The following is a 20,704-nucleotide window of genomic DNA, read 5'->3' on the forward strand; positions in this document are numbered from 1 at the left end:
ACCTCTTAATGCGCTTCAATCAGCGACAGGGCATAATCCAGGACGTTGTCTCCCCGCTGCATTCCGTAATCCATGGCGTTAATCGGCTGGACCGGAATATTCAGGGGAGCGGCTTTCTCAGCTAAGTTTTTCAGCATGTATTTCACCTGTGGTCCAAGAAGCACCACCTGGTATTGCGGAAACTGCATGTCAAATTCGGAAACTCCGTAGGCGTCAATCTGCACCGGCAGGTTACGTTCCTTCGCGGCATCAACCATCTTTCTGACCAACAGGCTGGTGGACATTCCGGCAGAGCAGCACAGCATAATCTTGTACATCGACGATCGTCCTCAAAATGTAAAAAGTTATTGCGTGGATGATTTGATATCAGACGGAAACCGGTTTCCATTTATAAAAAACAGAACTGTGATAACCGTCAAGATCTGTCAGTCAAAGGACGTGTTAATTAGATTTGGCTCACAAATTTTCCTGGTTTTTGCTACGATTTTCCATGAAACGGAAAATCGGTTTCCAAATAAAAAGGGAAACGGATATACTGCCGCTGGTTATTATTGAAGCGATTCAGGTTTAAGGATTTACAGGGATCGGACTGGCCCTGTCAGGGGAAAATAATGTCTACAATCAACGATGTATCACGGTTAGCTGGGGTGTCTAAAGCCACAGTCTCTCGGGTGTTGAGTGGTTCGCGCGGCGTAAAGGAAGCCAGCCGACAGGCGGTATTGCAGGCGGCGGAAGCGCTTAACTACCGGCCGAATATGATCGCGCAATCTTTGCTGAGTCAGACCACCGGCTGCATCGGCGTCATTTGCGCCCAGGACAACATTAATCAAACCACCAGCTATCTCTACGCGCTGGAAAAACAGCTCAGCCAGCACCAGATGCACCTGCTGCTGCGTTTTGCCAACAGCCGCGGCAGAGTGCTCCATTCGCTGGAAGAGTTGACCTGCGGCCTCTGCGATAATGTGTTAATCATCGGCGCGCGGTTTCCGCTCAATATCGACCGGCGCGACGTAGTGCTGATTGACTGCCTGGAAAGCGACGCAACGAATAGCATTCAGTTTGACCACGCCTTTGCGGCGGAAACGGCCTGCAACTATCTGATAAGCCAGGGGCGGCGGCAGATCGCGCTGATTCATCCTCAGGCTAACGGCTTTGCTGACCAGGTTCTGCTGGGCTACAAGCACGCGCTGGAAAAGAATTTTCTGCCGTTCAATCGCAACCTGGTTTTTCTTGACAGCCATTCGCCGTCCGTGGCGGTTCAGGAGCTGGTGAACAACGCAACCACCCTGAATTTTAATGCGTTATTGGTTGCCAACGAGCAGCAGGCGCAGCTGGTGGTGCCGCAGCTCCAGGCGTTTAATCGCGCGGTACCGGAAAAAGTCATGGTGTTCAGCCTGGCGGGCTCGTTACAGCTGCCCGGTATTCCGACGATTCCGGCGATTGAATATTCCATGGACGCGATGGCCAGCCAGATAGTCAACTGGCTGACCGAGAAGACGCAAATGCTCGCTAGCAGCCCGCTGCGCGGAGATTTGATCATTCCGAACCGCTAATGGCGACGCCTCCGCGCCCGGTGCTAGGGCGTTGGGCACTGAATGCCGCTAATGGCCTTCTGATAAGCGGCGCTGTTGTTTTTATCCAGCGCCCGCGTCGCGCTTTGTACGGCGGTCTTATTTTCCGCTGATTCCAGCACGCGGTTAGCAAACTGCGTATCATCCAGCGCGCTGCTGGCAGGGCAATTTCTCCTCACATCTTTCACTATCTGCTGCTTTTGCTGTTCAAACTTCAGCCCGGAGAGCGGTGCAGCTGTCGCCACGCTGGAGAACATCAGACTGGCTGCCAGCGAAAGCGCAAAACTCATTCTCTTCATTACGGATATCCTTATTTTTATTAAAGGGTTCCTCTAACTATAGACGCATTCCTGAACCAACATTTTGCGCGCTGGTTTCCATAAGAATGAGTCTGTTTCAGCCGCTGAAATTTATCTTTCGTAGCGGCAAGCAAAGCCGTTGATGCGCAGGTGTTTGCGCTTTTTGGGACGGATATATTCCAGCCATTACGTTTCAGGGATGGCGGACCATGACGCAAAAAGGAACCCCCTCGACGCCACACGATGCGGTTTTTAAACAGTTTTTATCGCATCCCGAGTGCGCCAGGGATTTTATCGAGATTCATCTGCCCGCTTCGCTGCGCCAGCTGTGTAATCTGCAAACGCTCAAGCTGGAGTCCGGCAGCTTTATTGAGGCCGATTTGCGCGCCAGCTACTCCGACGTACTGTGGTCGCTGAAAACCCGCGACGGCGACGGCTATATCTATGTGGTGATTGAACATCAGAGCACGCCGGATGCGCATATGGCCTTCAGGCTGATGCGCTACGCGCTGGCGGCGATGCAGCGTCATCTGGACGCCGGGCATAAAACGTTGCCGCTGGTGGTGCCGATGCTGTTTTATCACGGCGCGAAAAGCCCCTATCCCTTCTCGCTTTGCTGGCTGGATGAGTTTACTGATACGCAGACAGCGCGACGACTTTATGCCGCCGCTTTCCCGCTGGTGGATATTACGGTGGTGCCGGATGACGACATTATGCAGCACCGGCGCGTGGCGCTGCTGGAGCTGATTCAAAAGCATATTCGCCAGCGCGATTTACTTGGCCTGGTGGAGCGATTAGCCGAGCTGTTGGTTAAAGGTTGCGCTAATGACAGCCAGCTGAAAGCGCTGTTTAATTACATGCTGCAGTGCGGCGATGCGCCTCATTTTGGTGAATTTCTTCACGAGGTCGAGCGGCGCGTTCCTCAACATAAGGAGGTACTCATGACGATTGCGGAAAGGCTACGGCAGGAAGGGAGACAAGAAGGCAAGTTGGAGGGCAAGTTAGAAGGTAAACAAGAGGGTAGACTAGAAGAAGCGTTGCGTATTGCCCGTTCACTTCTGGAGCAGGGGTTTGAGCGCGAGCTGGTGCAGGTGGCTTGCGAGCTGACGGATGACGACCTGAAGAGGCTGCAAACGCCGGTCGCAGCCTCTCCTGGCCGATAATCGTCAGGCCGTTTTAACCCGCCGCCGCGAATCCATGGCGATCAGCACCACCGACGAGAGAATCAGCAGCGTGCCTAGCCAGTCCGGGAGAGTAAAAGTGATGCCGAGCAGCAGCAGGGAGAGCAGGGCGCTACTCAGCGGCTCCGCGCAGCTGAGGATCCCCGCCTTCGCGCCGCCAATCTTCTGCGCGCCGTTCAGATAGAGGCTGAAGGTCAGCGAGGTGCCGATTACCACCAGGTAGAAAAAGGCCAGCAGCAGGCCGCCGGTCACCACAAAATGGTTGCCCTGTCCGGCGTAGAACGGCAGCAGCATCGCGCCGCCGAGCAGCATGCTCCAGCCGACAATCGGCAGCGTGCCGTAGCGGGCAATCAGCGTCGAAGGATAAGTCGTATAAAAAGCGGCGGCAAACGCCGAAGCAATCCCCCAGAACAGCGCCGTGGGGGAAATCGACAGCGTCGTCGGGTTGCCGTGGGTCACCAGCAGGAAAGTGCCCGCCAGCGAGGTGGCGATGGCCGCGAGCACCAGCGGGCTGGGGCGCGTTTTGCGGGCGATGGCAAACCAGGCGACGATAATCGTCGGCGACAGAAACTGCAGCACCGTCGCGGTGGCGGCGTTGGATTGCTCGATAGTCATCAGAAAGGTGTACTGCACGGTAAGCGCGCCGAACAGCGAAAAAATCAGCAGACTGACGGCGTCTTTGCGGTTTTGCAGGACGCGGAAAATCTTATCGCCGTGGAAGAACGAGAGCATCAGAAGGATCAGGCCGGCGAACAGCAGGCGCGTCATGGTCAGAAACGGCGATGACATCTGGCTTTGCTGCATAATATATTGCGCACAGACGCCCGAGCTGCCCCACAGTACGGCGGCGATCAGTACGTTCAGCATCCCTTTTTTGCTGGAGCCCATCTTTCCCTCAGGTGAAAATAGCGCGAAAGCAGTATCATAGCATGAGCACGCGCGGGAAGCGGGGCAGGAAAGGGTAGTCGGAGTATTTGCGTGCCCCTTGCGGCGGAAGATCGTTGGGTTTGGCGATCTGACGCGTAAGCTTGTAGCGAGTTAGATCCCGTCGAAAAGAAAATCCATTGAAGCTTTAACGACTTCGCGCTGGTGATTCAGATTACAAACTTCTTCACCCAGAACACGATGTGGGATGCTGGCGAGTTCGTGAGTCATCACGACGTATTCTTCCCCTTCTACGGTGACAAGCGGTGTTAAACGATCGGCGCGTGGACCTTTATAGTTTTTCAGTGGAAACAGTGGAATCACGACCCGAGTATTGCGCTTGCCGATAATGTCACTCTGTACATCAAGGAGGTAAGGATACGCAGCAATTCGACCTGTATTCTTATAAACGTAATACTGCATATTTAGAACGTCCTGTATTCATCAGAGAGAAGTCCATTTTCCTCAGTTAAATTATTGAGGTAGTCGATTGCCTGGGCATTTTCTTTTTGCCAGCGGGCTATTTCGAGGCTGTGGATTTCGCTTTTTAGAGCGTTAGTCAACGTTAGAGACAGATTGATGCCGACCTCACGAGCCTGTTTAACCAGGCCTGGGTCCAGTGTCACGCTGACGTTCTGCTTATTGCGTTTTGCGGCTGGCATAGGGAATCTCCTGTGTAATCTACACGTGTAGATTACACAGAAATAAATAAACCCGCCATTCGGCGGGTTAAAAAAGATTCAATTTTTATGCGCCGTGCGCGCCTCTTAGCTCAAATCAACGTTTTTACTGCCGAACAGCCAGGTCAGGGCGAAGCCGCACAGGTAAGAGACCGCCAGCCCGGCGGCATACACCGCCATTCCGGCGTAGATGCCGCTGCCGGAGGTCATCAGCGGCAGCGCCACCAGCCCGGACGGGCCAAATACCGTATTCAGGCCGACCGGTAGCCCCAGCCAGGCGATGAGCCCGAGGAAAAAACCGCCGCAGGCGCCGCCGAGGCAGGCGGTGATAAAGGGCTTCATGCGCGGTAGCGTCACGCCGTAAATCAGCGGTTCGCCGATGCCGAGAAAGCCGGGAATAATCGCCCCTTTAATCTGCGTGCGCAGCAGAGAACCGTGCTTCGCCCGCCAGAACAGCGCCAGCGCCGCACCAACCTGTCCGGCACCGGCCATGGCCAGAATCGGAAACAGCGAGTTAAACCCCTGGGCATCCACCAGCGCGAAATAGACCGGCACGAAGCCCTGATGGACGCCGAACATCACCGCCAGCAGGAACAGGCCGGCCAGTACCGCAGAGCCGAACGGGTTACCGTTAAGGTGCAGAAACAGCCATGACATCCCGGTGAACAGCCAGCCGCCGATAGGCATAATGACGGTAAAGGTGATCGCGCCCATGATCAGCAGCGTCACCGCCGAGGTGAGGATCATATCGAGGTTGGCAGGCATGATGCGGCGTACCTGTCGTTCCACCCACGCGCCGATAATCGCGGCGATAAGCACGCCGATAATATTGCCGCGCGGGTCAATACCGTGGCCGAAGAAGGTGGAAATCCCGGAATAGAAGCCGCTGGTGGCTTCCGGGTTATAGCCGAGAACAAACAGCGCAGCGATGATGGCCCCGTTGACCCCGGAGCCGCCGAAGGCTTTCTGGGCATTATAGCCGATCAGGATGCTCAGGAAGGTAAACATCCCTTTGCTGAACACCTTCATGTAGCCGATCAGCGCCATCAATGTCGCGTTCGGATGCGCGTTTTCGAGGACAAATATCTGCTCCGCCAGGGTCGCGAACCCCAACAGCAGGCCGACGGCGATAAAGCCGGGAATGAGCGGTGTGAAGATGGTGGCGAATTTCGCGAGGAATTTTTGAATACCGCTGGTTTGCTTGCTCTTCAGCGCCTGTTTCTTTTCGGCGGCGACATCGGCCAGCGATGGCGCATCCGCCGGGGCCTCTTCCAGTAACGCATTCATCATTTCCGCCGCGCTTTGCGCCTTGCCGGGCCCAAGGACGACCTGGAACTGTTCATCGCTAACGATCACCCCCATTACGCCGTCAATCTGGCGGATGGCGGCGCTATCGGCCCGTGATTCATCGCGCAGGGTCAGGCGCAGCCGGGTCATACAGTTGCCCGCCTGCGCGACGTTCCCGGCTCCGCCAACGTGCTGCAGGATCCGCGCTATCATCTCTTTATTTATTTTTGCCATTGCAGATTACCCGTGAGTCAGCGGTCAGGAGTGGCTCAGCGCCTTGCGGATATAGCCGTTATTTTTTGCCAGCAGCGCCTGGGCATCCGCGGCGCTTAAATCAGCCAGCACCATCACAATCGCCGTTTTGCAGTGGCGATCGCAGGCTTCCAGCGCGCTCTGGGCGGTTGCGCGATCGCATTCGGTCGCTTCCATGACGATGGACACCTGGCGCTCGATAAGCTTGGCGTTGGTCGCTTCCACGTCCACCATCAGATTGCTGTAGACCTTGCCGATGCGGATCATCGCCCCGGTAGAAATCATATTCAGCACCAGCTTTTGCGCGGTGCCCGCCTTCAGGCGCGTTGAGCCGGTCACCACTTCCGGACCCACGACCGGCGTAATGGCGACGTCCGCCAGCTGGGCCATTTCGCCGTGCGGGTTACAGCTGACGATGGCGACAAAAGCGTTCTGGCTGTGGGCATACTCCATCGCGCCGATGACGTACGGCGTGCGTCCGCTGGCGGCCAGGCCGACCAGCACGTCGCGGCTGCTAAAGTTCAGGTTCTGCAGGTCCATCGCCCCTTGCGCTTTGTTGTCTTCGACGTTCTCTACGGCGCTCAGTATGGCTTTATGGCCGCCCGCGATAATGCCCACCACTTGCTCCGGGCGGGTGCCGAAGGTCGGCGGACACTCGCTGGCATCAAGGATCCCCAGACGCCCGGAAGTGCCCGCGCCAATGTAAATCAGTCGACCACCCGCCTGCAGCGCCGCCGCGACCTTATCCACCACCTGGGCAATTTGCGGCAGATAGGGGGTGATGGCGTGAGCCACCTGCTGGTCTTCCTGGTTAATCACCGTCAGCATCTCTTCGGTGGTGAGGATATCAATGTTGGCGCTATTGGCGTTGCGGCGCTCGGTCAGCAGTTTGCTCAGGTCGATATTCATAGGAACCTCTTTATTCACGGTGGCGGGCAGTATAAGGAATTAATTATTCCTTTCCTGTGAAGGTTATCACGATTGGTGTTGAAGGAATAATAGGAGATTACAGTACTGGCGGGAAAAATAGGGGTAATAAAATTGGAATATTTTATTACCCCGGAGGAGGTTATGCGATGGGGCGCGGCTTTTTCAGGCCAATCAGCAGCGCGGCCAGATAGCAAAGGGTCATCGCGAAGCTCATTTTGAGCATCGTTTCGCCGCCGAGACCGGCCAGCGGCGCGGCAATACCGCCGAACACAAACATCAGCGTGCCCATCAGGGCTGACGCGGTGCCGGACTGGCGGGCGTGAATGGCGTTCATCGCTTCCGAGCCGGCAACGGTACTGATACCGCTCATCATGGAAACGGTAAAAAACAGGCCGACCAGCGCCAGCGTCGGCTGCGGTAGCCAGGCGAAGAGCAGGGTGATGGCGGCAAACGCCACCGCCAGCAGCTGGCCGCCGCGCAGCAGGGCTTCGGCGCTGAAGCGGCGCGCCAGGCGGGAAAAGATCAGCGCCGCGATAATCAGCCCGATACCGTTAAGGCCGAACAGCAGGCTGAACTGCATCGCGCTCATGGCATATTCGCTCTGGATAACGAACGAAGACGAGCCGATATACGAAAACAGCCCGGCCATCATAAAGGCCTGAATCAGGCAGTAGCGCATAAAGCGGCGGTTTTTCAGCACCGGCGCATCAGCCTGCTGCCGCGTAGCCGAGGCGGCGCTTTTGGCCGGCAGCGTTTCGTGCAGCACCGTCAGGCTGAGCAGCAGCAAGACAACGCCGATCGCCGCCATCGCCCAGAACAGGATACGCCAGTCGAAGGCGGTGATGATCCAGCCGCCGAGTACCGGTGAAAGCACCGGCGCAATGCCGTTAACGGTCATCAGCAGGGCGAAAAACTGGGTCAGCAGCGTACCCTGATACCTGTCGCGGGCGATGGAACGCGACAGCACCGAGCCGCCCGCGCCGGCGAAGCCCTGCAGAAAGCGCCAGGCGATCAGCATATGGATATCGTAGGTTATCGCGCACATCGCCGAGGAGAAGATAAACAGCAGCAGGGAGAGCGCCAGCGGCTTTTTACGGCCAATGCGGTCGCTCAGCGGGCCAAAAAACAGCTGTCCAAGGCCGAGGCCAATCAGCGCCGCGGTCAGCGAAAGCTGGGTCTGCGTGCCGGTGGCGCTGAGCTGCTGGGTGATTTCCGGTAGCGCGGGCAGATAGAAGTCGGTACACAGCGGCCCAATGGCGCTGAGCAAACCGAGAACCACGACCCAGGAGAGGGAAATTCGGGACATATCAACGGGCTCCTTGTCATCAAACCGGGCGTTGCCGCCCGGCAAAAGCGTTAGCTGGCGCCGCCTCCCAGCGACTGCCAGAGGGTAATGCGGTTTTCCAGATCCGTTTGCTGGAGGGAGATAAGCGTGGCCTGCGCCGACCACAGCGTTCGCTGGGCGGTCAGCACCGACAGATAATCTCCGACCCCGGCCTGATAGCTCTTCATCGCGATATTCAACGATTTCTGCTCCGCCGCGACGTATTTATTCTGCGCGTCCAGCTGTTCGCTGAGCGTTTCCCGGCGCGCCAGCGCGTCGGCGACATCCTTAAAGGCGCTCTGAATCGTCTTCTCATAGGTGGCGATCAGCCCCTTTTTCTCCGCTTCAGCATAGCGCAGCTGCGCCAGGTTGCTGCCGCCGGTAAACAGTGGCAGGCTGATGGACGGCGCGAATGACCACACCTGCATGCCGTGGCTGAACAGCGACGAGAGCGAGTCGCTGCCGACCCCGGCGCTGGCGGTCAGCGAGATGGACGGGAAGAAATTGGCCCGCGCCGCGCCGATATCGGCGTTAGCGCTCTTCAGATTATGCTCCGCTTCCTGGATATCCGGGCGGCGCAGTAGTACCGATGAAGAGACGCCCGCCGGCACCAGGGTGATACTCCGATCGCCAAGGCTTTCCAGCGTGCCGGGCAGCAGGCTATCCGGCACGGTTTCTCCGGCCAGCAGGTTGAGCGCGTTTTTATCCTGCGCCACCAGCGTGCGGTAGCTGGCGACGCTGGCGCGCGCCTGCTGATAAACGCTTTCGGCATCGCTCAGGTCGCCTGCCGAGGCGGTGCCGACTTCCATCTGGCGGGTGACGATGCGGCGCGAGTTCTCCGCGCTGGCCATGGTGTCCTGCGCCAGCGCCAGATTGCTGTTGTCCGCGGTGAGCGTTATCCACGCGGTGGTCAGATCGGCGATCATCGTCAGACGCGTATTCTGGGCGGTGAATTCGCTGGCAAGCCAGGTTTCCCGCGCCGCGCGCGTCAGGCTTTGGTTCTTGCCAAACAGATCCAGCTCGAAGCTGGAAACCGCGCCGTCGGCTTCCGCTGACGAGGTGAGGCCGCTGGCCACCGTTTTACTGCGGGTATGGCTCAGCTCGGCGTCGAGGGTCGGAAACAGCGAGGCGCGGGTTTCGCCAAACTGGGCGCGCGCGGCTTCAATATCGGCCAGCGCTTTCTGCACGTCGCGGTTGCTGGTCAAGGCGATGTTCACCACTTTTTTGAGGCGAGCGTCATTCACTACCTGCTGCCAGTCGCTGACTACCGCGGTTGCCTCGCCGTGGCTACCCGGCAGAGTCGCCGGGACAGGCGCGGCCGGACGTTCATAGTGCGGGTCGAGAGAGACGCAGCCCGCCGTCAGGAGCGCAACAAAAACGAAGGTAAAACGAAACATAACTTACTCCTGAGAAGAACGATGGCGGGTGAAGAAACGTTTCACCAGCACAAAGAACAGCGGCACGAAGAACACCGCCAGCAGCGTCGCGGTCAGGGTGCCGCCGATAATCCCGGTACCGATCGCCACGCGGCTGTTGGCCCCGGCTCCGGTGGCGATCGCCAGCGGCAGCACCCCGGCTATAAACGCCAGCGAGGTCATCACAATAGGGCGTAGACGGGTCTGCGCGGCGCGCATGGCGGCACGCGACAGGGAGTAGCCCTCTTCCACCGCCGATTCAGCGAATTCGACGATCAGAATGGCGTTCTTCGACGACAGGCCGATGGTGGTTAATAGCGCCACCTGGAAGTAAACGTCATTGCTCAGACCGCGCATCCACGCCGCCAGCGCCGCGCCGAGCAGCCCAAGCGGGATCACCATGATCACCGAGAACGGTACCGACCAGCTCTCATACAGCGCCGCGAGGCACAGGAAGACCACCAGAATCGAGATAGCGTAGAGGCTCATCGCCTGGCCGCTGGCGAGTTTTTCCTGCAGCGACATGCCGCTCCACGCCCAGGTGGTACCGGCGGGCAGGTTATTGGCTAAGGCCTCCATCTTGTCCATTGCCGCGCCGGAGCTGAAGCCGCTGGCGTTCTCACCCTGGATTTCAAAGGCGGCGGAACCGTTGTAGCGCACCAGGCTTTCCGGACCGTATTGCCAGCGGGTGGTGGCGAAGGCGGAGAACGGCGTCATGCTGTCGTCGCTGCCGCGCACAAACCATTTACCGAGGTCGGACGGCACGGCGCGGGCGTCGCTTTCGCCCTGGATATAGACCTTCTTCACGCGACCGCGATCGATAAAGTCGTTAACGTAGGTCCCCCCCCAGGCGCTGGAAAGGGTATCGGTGACATCGCTTAACGACAGCCCGAGCGACACGGCTTTGTTATTATCGATATCCACCTGCAGCTGCGGCATTTGCGGCAGATCGTTGGCGCGTACCGACTGCAGCTCGGTACTTTGATTCGCCGCGGCCAGCAGCTGGCTGCGCATTTTCATCAGGCTATCGCGATCGGTACCGCCGCTGGCCATCAGTTCGAAGGTGAAGCCGTTGCTCTGCCCCAGGCCATCTACCGACGGCGGGGTCATGGCGAACAGGGTGGCGTCGCGAATGCTGCCGAGCTCTTTGGTGGCGCGCAGGGCGATGGCCTGAGCGGTATTTTCTTCGCCTTTACGTTCGGACCAGTTTTTCAGCGACACGAAGGCCATCCCGGCGTTTTGTCCGCTGCCGCTAAAGCTAAAGCCGTCGACGGTAAAGATCACGTCGGTATTGGCTTTCTCTTTCGTCAGGAACCAGTCGGTGACCTGGCGGCGAACCTCGGCGGTACGTACCGCCGTCGCCCCGGCGGGCAGCGTGTACTGGACCATGATTTCGCCCTGATCCTCCGTCGGCAGGAAGCTGCCCGGCAGTTTCCACATCGCCAGCGCCATGCCGCCGCAAATCAGGACAAAAGCGCCCATCATCATCGCCGAGCGGCGCAGGCCGCCAACAACACGATGCTGATAGCCCTGCTCGGTGCGTCCCCACAGGCGGTTAAAGGCGCCGAAGAAGCCTTTGGTATGCGGTTTAGAATGGCTCAGCAGCGCGCCGCACAGCGCCGGGGTTAAGGTTAAGGCGACTACCACGGAGAGCATCATCGCCGAGATAATGGTCACCGAGAACTGGCGATAAATCACCCCGGTTGAGCCGCCGAAGAAGGCCATCGGCAGGAACACTGCCGAGAGCACCAGGGCAATGGCGATCAGCGCGCCGGAGATTTCGCCCATCGATTTTTCGGTGGCTTCGCGGGCGGGCAGCCCCTCGTCGCGCATGATACGCTCGACGTTTTCCACCACCACGATGGCGTCATCCACCAGCAGGCCTATCGCCAGCACCATCGCAAACAGCGTCAGGGTGTTGATGGAGTAGCCGAACAGCGCCAGCACGCCGAAGGTGCCCAGCAGCACGACCGGAACCGCCACCGCCGGGATCAGCGTGGCGCGGAAGTTTTGCAGGAACAGATACATCACGCAGACTACGAGGATAATCGCCTCGAACAGCGTCTGAATTACATCCTCCACCGAGATTTTGATGAACTCGGTGCTGTCTTTCGGGTAGGCGATATCGTAACCCTGAGGCATCTGACGCTGGAACTCGGCAATCTTGTTTTTCACCAGCGTCGCGGTATTCAGGGCGTTAGCGCCCGGCGCCATCATCACCGCTATCCCGGCAGCCGGATGGCCGTTGAGATTGGCGGAGGCGGTGTAATCTTCGCTGCCCATCTCAACGCGGGCGACGTCGCTCAGGTGCACCACCGAACCGTCGCTCTTGCTCTTGACGATAATCTCTTTGAACTGGGCGACGGTTTGCAGCCGCGACTGGGCACGCACGGTGGCGGTCAGCTGCTGCGCGTTGGAGGCGGGTAGCGCGCCGATTTTACCGGCGGACACCTGCACGTTCTGCGCCTCAATGGCCGATTGCACATCGGATGGCATCAGCGAATAGGAGGCCAGTTTGGTTGGGTCCATCCAGATGCGCATGGCGTATTCGGCGCCGAACACCTGCAGGCTGCCGACGCCTTCAATACGCGCCATCGGATCCTGCATGTTGCTGACCAGCCAGTCGGAGATGTCGGAACTGGTGGCTTTGTTGTTTTTGTCATACACCGCGAGGATCAGCAGGAAGCTGCTCTGCGATTTCTCCACCGTTACGCCGGACTGCTGAACTTCGCTCGGCAGACGGGATTCCGCCTGCTGCACTTTGTTCTGCACCTGAACCTGGGCGGTATCCGGATCGGTACCCTGCTCAAAGGTGACGGTAATGCTGACCGAGCCGTCGGAGCTGCTGGTGGATGTAAAGTAGAGCAGGTTGTCCAGTCCGGTGAGCTGCTGCTCAATAACCTGGGTGACGCTGTTTTCCAGGGTTTCCGCAGAGGCCCCGGTGTAGGTGGCGGAGATTTTTATCGCCGGCGGGGCGACGTCAGGATACTGGGCGACCGGCAGGGTGCGGATAGCCAGAATCCCGGCGAGCATAATCAGAATGGCGATAACCCAGGCGAAGACCGGGCGTCGCACGAAGAAACGGGAGAACATCAGGCGTTGCCTCCGTCATTTTTGACTTCGGCGGCTTTGACCTGCTGGCCCGGCGCCACTTTGCCGGTTCCTTCGACAATCAACCTGTCGCCGCTCTTCAGGCCGTTGACGATAAGCCATTTGTCGCCGTAGGTTTCGCCGGTTTCCACGCTGCGCTGTTCAACCTTGTTATTAGCGTCAACCACCAGCGCGGTGGCATCGCCTTTGGCATCGCGGGTGATGCCCTGCTGCGGGGCGAGGATCGCATCGTTCATGATGCCTTCGTCTATGCGGGCGCGAACGAACATCCCCGGCAGCAGCACGTGCTGCGGATTGGGAAAGACCGCGCGCAGCGTGACCGAGCCGGTCGATTCATCCACCGCCACTTCGGTCAGCGCCAGGCGACCTTTTTCGCTGTAGGTGCTGCCATCTTCAAGAGTCAGGGTGACGTTAAGGGTATCGCTGTTGCTTGCCAGGCTTTGCTTACGCAGGCGCAGCAGATCGACGCTGGATCGGGTGAGATCGACGTACATCGTATCCAGGCCGCGGATCGTCGCCAGCGCGGTATCCTGATCGGCGGACACCAGCGCGCCCGGCGTGACGGAAGAGATCCCGATGCGCCCGGCAATCGGTGCGGTCACGGTGGTCCAGTTCAGGTTGATGCGCGCGCTTTCCAGCGCCGCTTTTTTCGACTCGACGCTGGCCTTATCCTGGTTACATGTCGCTATCGCGTCATCGGCGTCCTGACGGGAGACGCCGTTATCTTTGACCAGCACCGCGTAGCGCTGGGCTTTTTGGCAATCGGCGATGACCAGCGCCTGGGCCTGTTTTAGCGATGCGGCGGCTTCGTTAAACGTCGCGCGATAGCTTGACGGGTCGATTTGGTACAGCGCCTGTCCGGCTTTGACCATATCGCCCTCGGTAAACAGGCGTTTTTGCACGATCCCGCCGACCTGCGGGCGCACTTCGGCGCTAAGCGAGGCGGTGGTGCGTCCGGTCAGGCTGCTCACCACCGGGACAGGCTGGCCGTGCAGGGTAACGACACCCACTTCCTGCGTCATCTGCTGCGGGGAAGCGTTTTGCGCATTATCGCACCCGCTAAGGAGAAATAATGCTGCTGCGATGGGGGCTAAAGTATATTTCATTATATTTTCTCAGGATGAACGACGTCCGCCCCGCAAATTCACTGGCGGGGTGATGGGCCGGGCGATGATGCATCTCCGGGCAAGCACAAATAACCCAATGGGAAATAAATATTCCTGTTTGCAGTAAATAACTCGGTGAATACCGCTATTGATTAAGCGGTTTTTCCGAGATTTTCCCGTGCGGCGAATACGGCATCAGACGGCGGTTACAGGCTCTGAACCGAGCGATAACGCCTGCTACAGGGCATTACTTGTGGGGTTCTCCATGGTTTTTGGTTTTGAGAATGATCGTTCTCATTTTTCCCCATTATACGTCTGTACCGAATGATGGGAAGGTTTTTTACACAAAATTTAGTGCAGGGAATTTAGTCAGGAAATAATGGAGAAAAAAAGGATATTTTGTGAAAGTAGGGTGGTGAATGGTCTGTGAAAAATAAAAGATGGAGATAATCAATGACATTAATAATAACAGAGAACATTAATCCCGCCGATCAAGAAGAGCTGCTGGCGGGGCTACGAGAATACAATCTGCGCTTTCTGGACCCGGCTCAGTTCGGCGAGCTGGGCGTTTATTCACGCGATGACGCTGGCGCGATGCGCGGCGGGTTGATCGGCAAACGCAAGGGCAGCTGGCTGTGTATTGACTATCTGTGGGTCAGCGAAGCCTCGCGCGGCAGCGGCCTTGGCAGCGAGCTGATGCATGAAGCGGAAAACCAGGCGCGGGCGCGCGGCTGCAGCCACGTGCTGGTGGATACGTTCAGCTTTCAGGCGCTGCCGTTTTATCAGAAGCTGGGCTATCAGCTGCAGATGTCGCTGCCGGATTTTCCGCACGTGGGCATGCAGCGCCACTATTTGTCGAAAGTATTGTAAGCCGGGCCTCAGGAGACCCTCCCGGAGGCGGCGCTGTGCGCCTGTCCGGGCTACCCGAACGCAGGCGGCTGTGAAGCGGATTGAATCCCCCGGATGGCGGCTGTCGCCTTATCCGGGCTACCCGATCGCAGGCGGTTGTGAACCGGATTGTATTCCCCGGATTGCAGACGGCTGTGAACCTGTAGCCCGGCTAAGCGCAGCGCGAGCCGGGGGAATTAGCCGCCGATCCCCCGGCCTATCAAGGCCAGGGCGTGGCTGACAATCATCTTCCGGTCTACCGATTGCAACCGCGGATCGGTGTGGGTGCGGGAAAACGGCACCAGCACCAGGCTTATCAGGGTGGTAAACAGCAGCTCCGGGGAGAGCGCCGGATTAAGCTTGCCCTCCCTCTGCCAGCGGCGCACCGTCTCCAGCATCTTGTGGTACTTCTCATCGCCAAAACGCGCGTGCATATGCTGGCGCAGCACAGGCATCTCGCCGATGATCTCCTGCATCCACAGCGGCGCGAACCACGCGTTTTTCTCCGCCATGGCCGCCAGGGTTTCAATAAGCAGCGTAAAAGCGGTGACCGGATCGTCGCCGTGCGCGACAAAAATTTGTCCGATCTCGCTGCGTAGCGGCATAAAGCGCTCTTCGACCAGCTTTTCCACCAGCGCTTCGCGCGAGCTGAAGTAGTAGTGCAGCATCGCGGGCGTTACCCCCGCCTCTTTGGCGATGGCGTTCAGCGAAATGCGGGCGATCCCGTGGCGCGCAAACAGCGCCAGGGCAATATCCATCAGCTGTTCGCGGTTGGCGGAGCCGGATTTCTGCCCGCGCGGGCGACCGGGACGACGCGGGGCTTCGTTGTCTTTTTGTGCTGACATCCTGTGGCGATCCCTTGACCAGATTCATCATTTCCCTAAATATTAATTATGCATTTAATTAATTTCAAGCGAGTGATGCTATGACATCTGAAATCGCCAGCCAACCGGCGGTGCCCTCGATCCGCCTGCTCTTCAGCGCCCTGCTGCTGGTGATGCTGCTCTCGGCGCTGGATCAGACTATCGTTTCCACCGCGCTGCCGACCATCGTCGGCGAGCTCGGCGGGCTGGATAAGCTCTCCTGGGTGGTCACCGCCTACATCCTGAGTTCGACCATCGCGGTGCCGCTGTACGGCAAATTCGGCGATCTGTTCGGGCGCAAAATCGTTCTGCAGGTGGCGATTGTGCTGTTTCTTGCCGGTTCCGCCCTCTGCGGGCTGGCGCAAAATATGACCCAGCTGGTGCTGATGCGCGGCCTGCAGGGGCTGGGCGGCGGCGGCCTGATGGTGATCAGCATGGCGGCGGTGGCTGACGTCATCCCGCCGGCGAATCGCGGCCGCTATCAGGGCCTGTTCGGCGGCGTCTTTGGCCTGGCGACGGTAATCGGGCCGTTAATCGGCGGCTTCCTGGTGCAGCACGCCTCCTGGCGCTGGATTTTTTACATCAACCTGCCGCTGGGGCTGTTTGCGCTGCTGGTGATCGGTGCGGTTTTTCACAGCAGCAACAAGCGCAGCCAGCACCAGATCGACTGGCTGGGGGCGATTTACCTCAGCATGGCGCTGCTGTGCATCATCCTGTTTACCTCCGAGGGCGGCAGCGTCCGCGCGTGGAGCGACCCGCAGCTCTGGTGCATCCTGGCGTTTGGCCTGGTCGGGATCGTTGGCTTTATTCATGAAGAGCGGCTGGCCAGCGAGCCGATTATTCCGCTCTCCTTATTCCGCAACCGCAGCTTTTTGCTGTGCAGCCTGATTGGCTTTGTTATCGGCATGGCGCTGTTCGGCTCGGTGACCTTCCTGCCCCTCTATTTGCAGGTGGTCAAAGAGGCGACGCCGACCGAGGCGGGCCTGCAGCTGATCCCGCTGATGGGCGGCCTGCTGCTGACCTCGATCGTCAGCGGGCGCATTATCAGCCGCACCGGCAAGTATCGCGTATTTCCGATTATCGGCACCCTGCTGGGGGTCGTCGGCATGGTGCTGCTGACGCGCATCACCATCCACTCCGCGATGTGGCAGCTGTACCTGTTTACCGGCGTGCTGGGGGCGGGCCTGGGGCTGGTGATGCAGGTGCTGGTGCTGGCGGTACAGAACGCGATGCCCGCGCAGATGTACGGCGTGGCGACCTCCGGGGTCACGCTGTTTCGATCGATTGGCGGTTCCATCGGCGTGGCGCTGTTTGGGGCGGTGTTTACTCACGTGCTGCAAAGCAATCTCCAGCGCCTGCTGCCGGAAGGCGCGCAGCTGCCGAGGACGCTGAACCCGGCGGCGGTACAGAATCTCCCGGCGGAGATCCGCCTCGATTATCTGGACGCCTTCGGGTCCGCTATCCATGCGGCGTTTCTGATGGCGGCCTGCATTATGGCGGTGGCGTTTGCCCTCTCCTGGCTACTGAAAGAAGCGCCGCTGAAAACCGGCACACGCTAGACGGCGGCGGCAATACGCAGCAGCGCCCGACGCAGAGCCGGCGCGGCGAAATCGATAAATTTACGCAGCTTAAGCGGAGCCAGATCCCGCGAGGTGTACAGCAGGTGCACCGGTGCAGGCTCTGGTTCCATCGCCTGCAGGAGCAGCTTCAGCTCGCCGCGGGCCAGGCCGTCGATCGCCTGGTAATGCAGCAGGCGCGCCACGCCGGCCCCCAGGCGGGCGGCGTCGGCGGCGCTCTCCGGCGTGGTCAGCGACAGCACCGGCTGCAGCGCCACCAGCCGGTCCTCCGCCTCTTCGGCGTTAAAGCGCCAGCCGCGATAAGGCATCGGCGATTCAATACGAATGATCGGTAGCGCGGCCAGCTCGCGCGGGCGTTCGGGTATGCCGTGTTTTTCCAGCAAAGCCGGGTGCGCGCAGGTCACAATGCGCATCTCGCCCAGCCGGGTGGCCACCATCCCGCTGTCCGGCAGCGTGCCGATACGCACCGCTAAATCAATATGATCGCCCACCAGATCGGCGTTGCGGTCGCTAAGCAGTAAACGGACGCGAATCTGCGGGTAGCGGGCGAGAAAATCCGTCACCACCGGCAAAACATGCTGACGACCGAACATGGTTGGGGCTGAGAGAACCAGTTCGCCTTTTGGCTCCTGATATTCGCCCGCCGCCTGGCGCTCGGCGTTCTCCACCTCTTCGAGAATGCGCCGCGCGGCGGCGACATAATCGACGCCGGCATCGGTCAGCGTCAGCTTGCGGGTGGTGCGGATCATCAGGCGCACGCCGAGGGTATTTTCCAGTTCGCCAATCTGGCGGCTAACGGTGGTCAGGGGCATATTCAGCGCCCGCGCCGCCGCCGACATGCTGCCGAGTTCGGCCACTTTCACCAGCAGCGCCATCGCGCTGAGTCGGTCCATAATTATCCCGTTTTACGGAAAGATGATTGTCATATTGCCACTATTATCTTTTCTGTCAGCACAGTCCATGATGAGTTACGCCGCAACGCATCGGGAGGACCTATGCCAGCAGAATTTCTTGATATCGCCATGACGCCGGACGTGATGGATGTCCAGCATGAAATGGGCAGCGATGAGCTGTGGCAGTCGCCGCATCGCCAGCGCCGGGGTGAGCGCTTCGGCGCCAGCGAGGAGGCGATGATTGCCACCCGCGACAGCTTCTATCTGGCCACCCTTTCGCAAACCGGCTGGCCCTATATTCAGCATCGCGGCGGCCCGGTGGGCTTTCTGCATCTGCTGGATGAAACCACCCTGGCGATGGCGGATTTTTCCGGTAATCGCCAGTACATCACCACCGGCAACCTGCGCGGCAGCGATCGAGCCTGTTTGTTTTTGATGGATTACCCGCGGCGTGCCAGGCTGAAAATCTACGCCACCGTAGAGGTTGTGGCGGTGGATGCCGACCCGCAGCTGCTGGCGCAGGTGGCGCCGGAGAACTATCGGGCCCGGATTGAGCGCATCTACCGTTTCCACTTACAGGCTTTTGACTGGAACTGCCCGCAGCATATTACCCCCCGCTACACCGCCCGGCAGGTGGCGGAGTATAGCCAGACGCTGCAACAGCGTATTGACGAACTGGAGCGGGAAAATCAGCGCCTGCAGCAGCTTATATACCCAAAATAATTCGAGTTGCTTAAAGGCGGCAAGGGAGTGAGTCCCCAGGAGCATAGATAACTATGTGACTGGGGTGAACGAGTGTAGCCAACACATAAGCAACTTGAAGTATGAAGGGTATTCATACAGGAGATTCATGATGACCGAACAACGTCCGCCTCTGCCGCCGTTCACCCGCGAGAGCGCCGCACAAAAAGTCCGTGCCGCTGAAGATGGCTGGAACAGCCGCGATGCCGCTAAGGTCGCGCTGGCCTATACCGTCGAGAGCGAATGGCGTAACCGCAGCGAATTTGTTCACGGCAGAACGCAGATTATCGACTTCCTGCAGCGGAAATGGCGTAAAGAGCAGGAGTACCGGCTGATTAAGGAGCTGTGGGCGTGGAGCGATAACCGTATTGCGGTACGCTTTGCCTATGAGTGGCACGACGACAGCGGCAACTGGTTTCGTTCATACGGCAACGAGAACTGGGAATTTGATCGGCACGGCCTGATGCAGACGCGCTACGCCTGCATCAACGATCTGCCCATTACGGAGAGCGAGCGTCTGTTTCACTGGCCCCAGGGCCGTCGCCCGGACGATCACCCGGGATTGAGCGAGCTGGGGCTGTAAGGCGCCGTTCTGCGGAACGAGCCTCACCGTTGAAGAGATCCCCGGAGGCGGCGCTGCGCACCTGTCCGGGCTACTCGATCGCAGCCGACGGTGAGCCCGTAGCCCGGGCAGGCGCATCGCGCCGCCCCCGGGAGAAAGGGGGAAGATGATTTTATTTCCGGTTGCGGTTTTTGCGTTTAAAACCCCAGCACAAAGTCGTTATAGTTTCAGACGAAAAAATAATAACGATTTCTATGGACTGATGGGGTGATAACAATGAAATTGCGTTTACGGACAGCCGCCGCCGTGGTGCTGGCGGGCCTGCTGCTGGCGGGTTGCGACCAGAAGGGCAGCGATGCGAAACACATTAAAGTCGGCGTCATTAACGGCGCGGAACAGGATGTGGCGGAAGTGGCGAAGAAAGTGGCTAAAGAGAAATATGGCCTCGACGTGGAGCTGGTGGGCTTTAGCGGCTCGCTGCTGCCGAATGAGTCCACCAACGCCGGCGATCTGGACGCCAACGTCTTTCAGCACCGCCCGTTCCTCGAACAGGATAATAAAGCCCACAACTATCGCCTGGTGGCGGTGGGCAACACCTTCGTCTTCCCGATGGCGGGCTACTCGCGCAAAATAAAATCCGTCGCCGAGCTGAAAGACGGCGCGACCATCGCCATTCCGAACGACCCGACCAACCTGGGCCGCGCGCTGCTTCTGCTCCAGCAGGAAAAGCTGATTACCCTCAAAGCGGGCACCGGCCTGCTGCCGACGGCGGTTGATATCATCGACAACCCGCATCACCTGAAAATTATGGAGCTGGAAGGAGCGCAGCTGCCGCGCGTCATCGACGACCCGAAGGTCGACGTAGCGATCATCAGCACTACCTACCTGCAGCAGACCGGCCTCTCCCCTGTACGCGACGGCATCTTTATTGAAGATAAAAACTCGCCCTATGTGAACATCATCGTGACCCGCGAAGACAACAAAGACGCGGAAAACGTCAAAGCGTTTATCCAGTCCTACCAGTCGCCAGAGGTGGCGAAGGCGGCGGAGACGATCTTTAACGGCGGCGCGGTGCCCGGCTGGTAATCACTCACACAAGG

20 protein-coding genes are annotated in these 20,704 nt (G+C 58.9%); 7 read left to right on the forward strand and 13 right to left on the reverse strand.

Going from position 1 to position 20,704, the window contains the following annotated elements:
- Positions 1-5: 5 nt before the first annotated feature.
- Complete coding sequence (locus ABLU67_RS05420; protein ID WP_014227304.1) at positions 6-317, reverse strand: PTS sugar transporter subunit IIB; 312 nt, start codon at positions 315-317, stop codon at positions 6-8.
- A 294-nt stretch (positions 318-611) separates the two neighbouring features.
- Here ABLU67_RS05420 and ABLU67_RS05425 point away from each other — a divergent pair, with 294 nt between their 5' ends.
- Entirely contained in the window at positions 612-1,553 is a 942-nt protein-coding gene (locus ABLU67_RS05425; protein WP_122116988.1) for a LacI family DNA-binding transcriptional regulator, read from the forward strand.
- Positions 1,554-1,576: 23 nt separating this feature from the next.
- On the opposite strand, the gene ABLU67_RS05430 is transcribed toward ABLU67_RS05425, so the two are convergent.
- On the reverse strand, positions 1,577-1,870 hold the full coding sequence (locus tag ABLU67_RS05430) for a YicS family protein (RefSeq protein WP_047722799.1): 294 nt from the start codon (positions 1,868-1,870) through the stop codon (positions 1,577-1,579).
- Between the two features lie 209 nt (positions 1,871-2,079).
- Here ABLU67_RS05430 and ABLU67_RS05435 point away from each other — a divergent pair, with 209 nt between their 5' ends.
- Positions 2,080-3,033 carry an Rpn family recombination-promoting nuclease/putative transposase gene (locus tag ABLU67_RS05435; RefSeq protein ID WP_032751828.1) on the forward strand — a complete coding sequence of 318 codons (954 nt, stop codon included), beginning with the start codon at positions 2,080-2,082 and terminating at the stop codon, positions 3,031-3,033.
- Between the two features lie 3 nt (positions 3,034-3,036).
- Here ABLU67_RS05435 and ABLU67_RS05440 read toward each other — a convergent pair whose 3' ends face one another.
- The 9 genes from ABLU67_RS05440 to ABLU67_RS05480 all read right to left on the reverse strand — a co-directional run bounded on the left by ABLU67_RS05440 (position 3,037) and on the right by ABLU67_RS05480 (position 14,080).
- On the reverse strand, positions 3,037-3,939 hold the full coding sequence (locus ABLU67_RS05440) for a DMT family transporter (RefSeq protein ID WP_009654083.1): 903 nt from the start codon (positions 3,937-3,939) through the stop codon (positions 3,037-3,039).
- Positions 3,940-4,089: 150 nt separating this feature from the next.
- Positions 4,090-4,398 carry a CcdB family protein gene (locus tag ABLU67_RS05445; RefSeq protein ID WP_014227299.1) on the reverse strand — a complete coding sequence of 103 codons (309 nt, stop codon included), beginning with the start codon at positions 4,396-4,398 and terminating at the stop codon, positions 4,090-4,092.
- A gap of 2 nt (positions 4,399-4,400) precedes the next feature.
- Complete coding sequence (locus ABLU67_RS05450) at positions 4,401-4,637, reverse strand: type II toxin-antitoxin system CcdA family antitoxin (RefSeq protein ID WP_014227298.1); 237 nt, start codon at positions 4,635-4,637, stop codon at positions 4,401-4,403.
- A gap of 105 nt (positions 4,638-4,742) precedes the next feature.
- On the reverse strand, positions 4,743-6,176 hold the full coding sequence (gene murP / locus ABLU67_RS05455) for a PTS N-acetylmuramic acid transporter subunit IIBC (RefSeq protein ID WP_032718833.1): 1,434 nt from the start codon (positions 6,174-6,176) through the stop codon (positions 4,743-4,745).
- Positions 6,177-6,200: 24 nt separating this feature from the next.
- Positions 6,201-7,103, reverse strand: coding sequence for an N-acetylmuramic acid 6-phosphate etherase (murQ, locus tag ABLU67_RS05460; protein WP_032752002.1), 903 nt, complete (start codon positions 7,101-7,103; stop codon positions 6,201-6,203).
- Positions 7,104-7,263: 160 nt separating this feature from the next.
- Complete coding sequence (locus ABLU67_RS05465) at positions 7,264-8,430, reverse strand: multidrug effflux MFS transporter (protein WP_014227296.1); 1,167 nt, start codon at positions 8,428-8,430, stop codon at positions 7,264-7,266.
- A gap of 50 nt (positions 8,431-8,480) precedes the next feature.
- Positions 8,481-9,845 carry an efflux transporter outer membrane subunit gene (locus tag ABLU67_RS05470; RefSeq protein WP_348852191.1) on the reverse strand — a complete coding sequence of 455 codons (1,365 nt, stop codon included), beginning with the start codon at positions 9,843-9,845 and terminating at the stop codon, positions 8,481-8,483.
- Positions 9,846-9,848: 3 nt separating this feature from the next.
- Positions 9,849-12,956 (reverse strand): multidrug efflux RND transporter permease subunit EefB, encoded by a 3,108-nt coding sequence (gene eefB / locus ABLU67_RS05475; protein ID WP_049083305.1) that lies wholly within the window; start codon positions 12,954-12,956, stop codon positions 9,849-9,851.
- Positions 12,956-14,080 carry an efflux RND transporter periplasmic adaptor subunit gene (locus ABLU67_RS05480; RefSeq protein ID WP_014227293.1) on the reverse strand — a complete coding sequence of 375 codons (1,125 nt, stop codon included), beginning with the start codon at positions 14,078-14,080 and terminating at the stop codon, positions 12,956-12,958. The genes eefB and ABLU67_RS05480 overlap by 1 nt, the downstream gene beginning before the upstream one ends.
- A 453-nt stretch (positions 14,081-14,533) precedes the next feature.
- Between ABLU67_RS05480 and ABLU67_RS05485 the strand changes: the two genes are divergently transcribed.
- Positions 14,534-14,950, forward strand: a complete 417-nt coding sequence (locus ABLU67_RS05485) for a GNAT family N-acetyltransferase (RefSeq protein WP_025107590.1) — start codon at positions 14,534-14,536, stop codon at positions 14,948-14,950.
- Positions 14,951-15,165: 215 nt separating this feature from the next.
- Here the strand turns inward: ABLU67_RS05485 and ABLU67_RS05490 are convergent, their stop codons facing one another.
- Positions 15,166-15,813 (reverse strand): TetR/AcrR family transcriptional regulator, encoded by a 648-nt coding sequence (locus tag ABLU67_RS05490; protein ID WP_025107591.1) that lies wholly within the window; start codon positions 15,811-15,813, stop codon positions 15,166-15,168.
- Positions 15,814-15,893: 80 nt separating this feature from the next.
- On the opposite strand from ABLU67_RS05490, the gene ABLU67_RS05495 reads away from it, so the two are divergent.
- Positions 15,894-17,390 carry an MDR family MFS transporter gene (locus ABLU67_RS05495; RefSeq protein WP_025107592.1) on the forward strand — a complete coding sequence of 499 codons (1,497 nt, stop codon included), beginning with the start codon at positions 15,894-15,896 and terminating at the stop codon, positions 17,388-17,390.
- On the opposite strand, the gene ABLU67_RS05500 is transcribed toward ABLU67_RS05495, so the two are convergent.
- Positions 17,387-18,301, reverse strand: coding sequence for a LysR family transcriptional regulator (locus tag ABLU67_RS05500; protein WP_014227289.1), 915 nt, complete (start codon positions 18,299-18,301; stop codon positions 17,387-17,389). The genes ABLU67_RS05495 and ABLU67_RS05500 overlap by 4 nt on opposite strands.
- Before the next feature lie 102 nt (positions 18,302-18,403).
- Between ABLU67_RS05500 and ABLU67_RS05505 the strand changes: the two genes are divergently transcribed.
- The 3 genes from ABLU67_RS05505 (at position 18,404) to nlpA (ending at position 20,690) form a co-directional block, all read left to right on the forward strand.
- Positions 18,404-19,024, forward strand: a complete 621-nt coding sequence (locus tag ABLU67_RS05505; protein WP_025107593.1) for a pyridoxamine 5'-phosphate oxidase family protein — start codon at positions 18,404-18,406, stop codon at positions 19,022-19,024.
- Between the two features lie 130 nt (positions 19,025-19,154).
- A complete protein-coding gene (locus tag ABLU67_RS05510; RefSeq protein WP_025107594.1) occupies positions 19,155-19,625 on the forward strand; it encodes a nuclear transport factor 2 family protein in 471 nt (156 codons plus the stop codon).
- A gap of 255 nt (positions 19,626-19,880) precedes the next feature.
- Complete coding sequence (gene nlpA, locus ABLU67_RS05515; protein ID WP_025107595.1) at positions 19,881-20,690, forward strand: lipoprotein NlpA; 810 nt, start codon at positions 19,881-19,883, stop codon at positions 20,688-20,690.
- Positions 20,691-20,704 lie beyond the last annotated feature (14 nt).

Origin of the sequence: Klebsiella sp. GN_Kp190, from assembly GCF_040061795.1 — a bacterium.
Classification (GTDB): Bacteria; Pseudomonadota; Gammaproteobacteria; order Enterobacterales; family Enterobacteriaceae; genus Klebsiella; species Klebsiella michiganensis.

What these genes read in the sequence shown, in the direction of transcription:
- ABLU67_RS05465 (WP_014227296.1), bottom strand. Translation starts at nt 8,430, where the DNA reads ATGTCCCGAATTTCCCTCTCCTGGGTCGTGGTTCTCGGTTTGCTCAGC.
- ABLU67_RS05500 (WP_014227289.1), bottom strand. Translation starts at nt 18,301, where the DNA reads ATGGACCGACTCAGCGCGATGGCGCTGCTGGTGAAAGTGGCCGAACTC.
- murP (WP_032718833.1), bottom strand. Translation starts at nt 6,176, where the DNA reads ATGGCAAAAATAAATAAAGAGATGATAGCGCGGATCCTGCAGCACGTT.
- eefB (WP_049083305.1), bottom strand. Translation starts at nt 12,956, where the DNA reads ATGTTCTCCCGTTTCTTCGTGCGACGCCCGGTCTTCGCCTGGGTTATC.
- ABLU67_RS05485 (WP_025107590.1), top strand. Translation starts at nt 14,534, where the DNA reads ATGACATTAATAATAACAGAGAACATTAATCCCGCCGATCAAGAAGAG.
- ABLU67_RS05470 (WP_348852191.1), bottom strand. Translation starts at nt 9,845, where the DNA reads ATGTTTCGTTTTACCTTCGTTTTTGTTGCGCTCCTGACGGCGGGCTGC.
- ABLU67_RS05430 (WP_047722799.1), bottom strand. Translation starts at nt 1,870, where the DNA reads ATGAAGAGAATGAGTTTTGCGCTTTCGCTGGCAGCCAGTCTGATGTTC.
- ABLU67_RS05450 (WP_014227298.1), bottom strand. Translation starts at nt 4,637, where the DNA reads ATGCCAGCCGCAAAACGCAATAAGCAGAACGTCAGCGTGACACTGGAC.
- ABLU67_RS05495 (WP_025107592.1), top strand. Translation starts at nt 15,894, where the DNA reads ATGACATCTGAAATCGCCAGCCAACCGGCGGTGCCCTCGATCCGCCTG.
- ABLU67_RS05425 (WP_122116988.1), top strand. Translation starts at nt 612, where the DNA reads ATGTCTACAATCAACGATGTATCACGGTTAGCTGGGGTGTCTAAAGCC.
- ABLU67_RS05490 (WP_025107591.1), bottom strand. Translation starts at nt 15,813, where the DNA reads ATGTCAGCACAAAAAGACAACGAAGCCCCGCGTCGTCCCGGTCGCCCG.
- ABLU67_RS05420 (WP_014227304.1), bottom strand. Translation starts at nt 317, where the DNA reads ATGTACAAGATTATGCTGTGCTGCTCTGCCGGAATGTCCACCAGCCTG.
- ABLU67_RS05440 (WP_009654083.1), bottom strand. Translation starts at nt 3,939, where the DNA reads ATGGGCTCCAGCAAAAAAGGGATGCTGAACGTACTGATCGCCGCCGTA.
- nlpA (WP_025107595.1), top strand. Translation starts at nt 19,881, where the DNA reads ATGAAATTGCGTTTACGGACAGCCGCCGCCGTGGTGCTGGCGGGCCTG.
- ABLU67_RS05435 (WP_032751828.1), top strand. Translation starts at nt 2,080, where the DNA reads ATGACGCAAAAAGGAACCCCCTCGACGCCACACGATGCGGTTTTTAAA.
- ABLU67_RS05445 (WP_014227299.1), bottom strand. Translation starts at nt 4,398, where the DNA reads ATGCAGTATTACGTTTATAAGAATACAGGTCGAATTGCTGCGTATCCT.
- murQ (WP_032752002.1), bottom strand. Translation starts at nt 7,103, where the DNA reads ATGAATATCGACCTGAGCAAACTGCTGACCGAGCGCCGCAACGCCAAT.
- ABLU67_RS05480 (WP_014227293.1), bottom strand. Translation starts at nt 14,080, where the DNA reads ATGAAATATACTTTAGCCCCCATCGCAGCAGCATTATTTCTCCTTAGC.
- ABLU67_RS05505 (WP_025107593.1), top strand. Translation starts at nt 18,404, where the DNA reads ATGCCAGCAGAATTTCTTGATATCGCCATGACGCCGGACGTGATGGAT.
- ABLU67_RS05510 (WP_025107594.1), top strand. Translation starts at nt 19,155, where the DNA reads ATGACCGAACAACGTCCGCCTCTGCCGCCGTTCACCCGCGAGAGCGCC.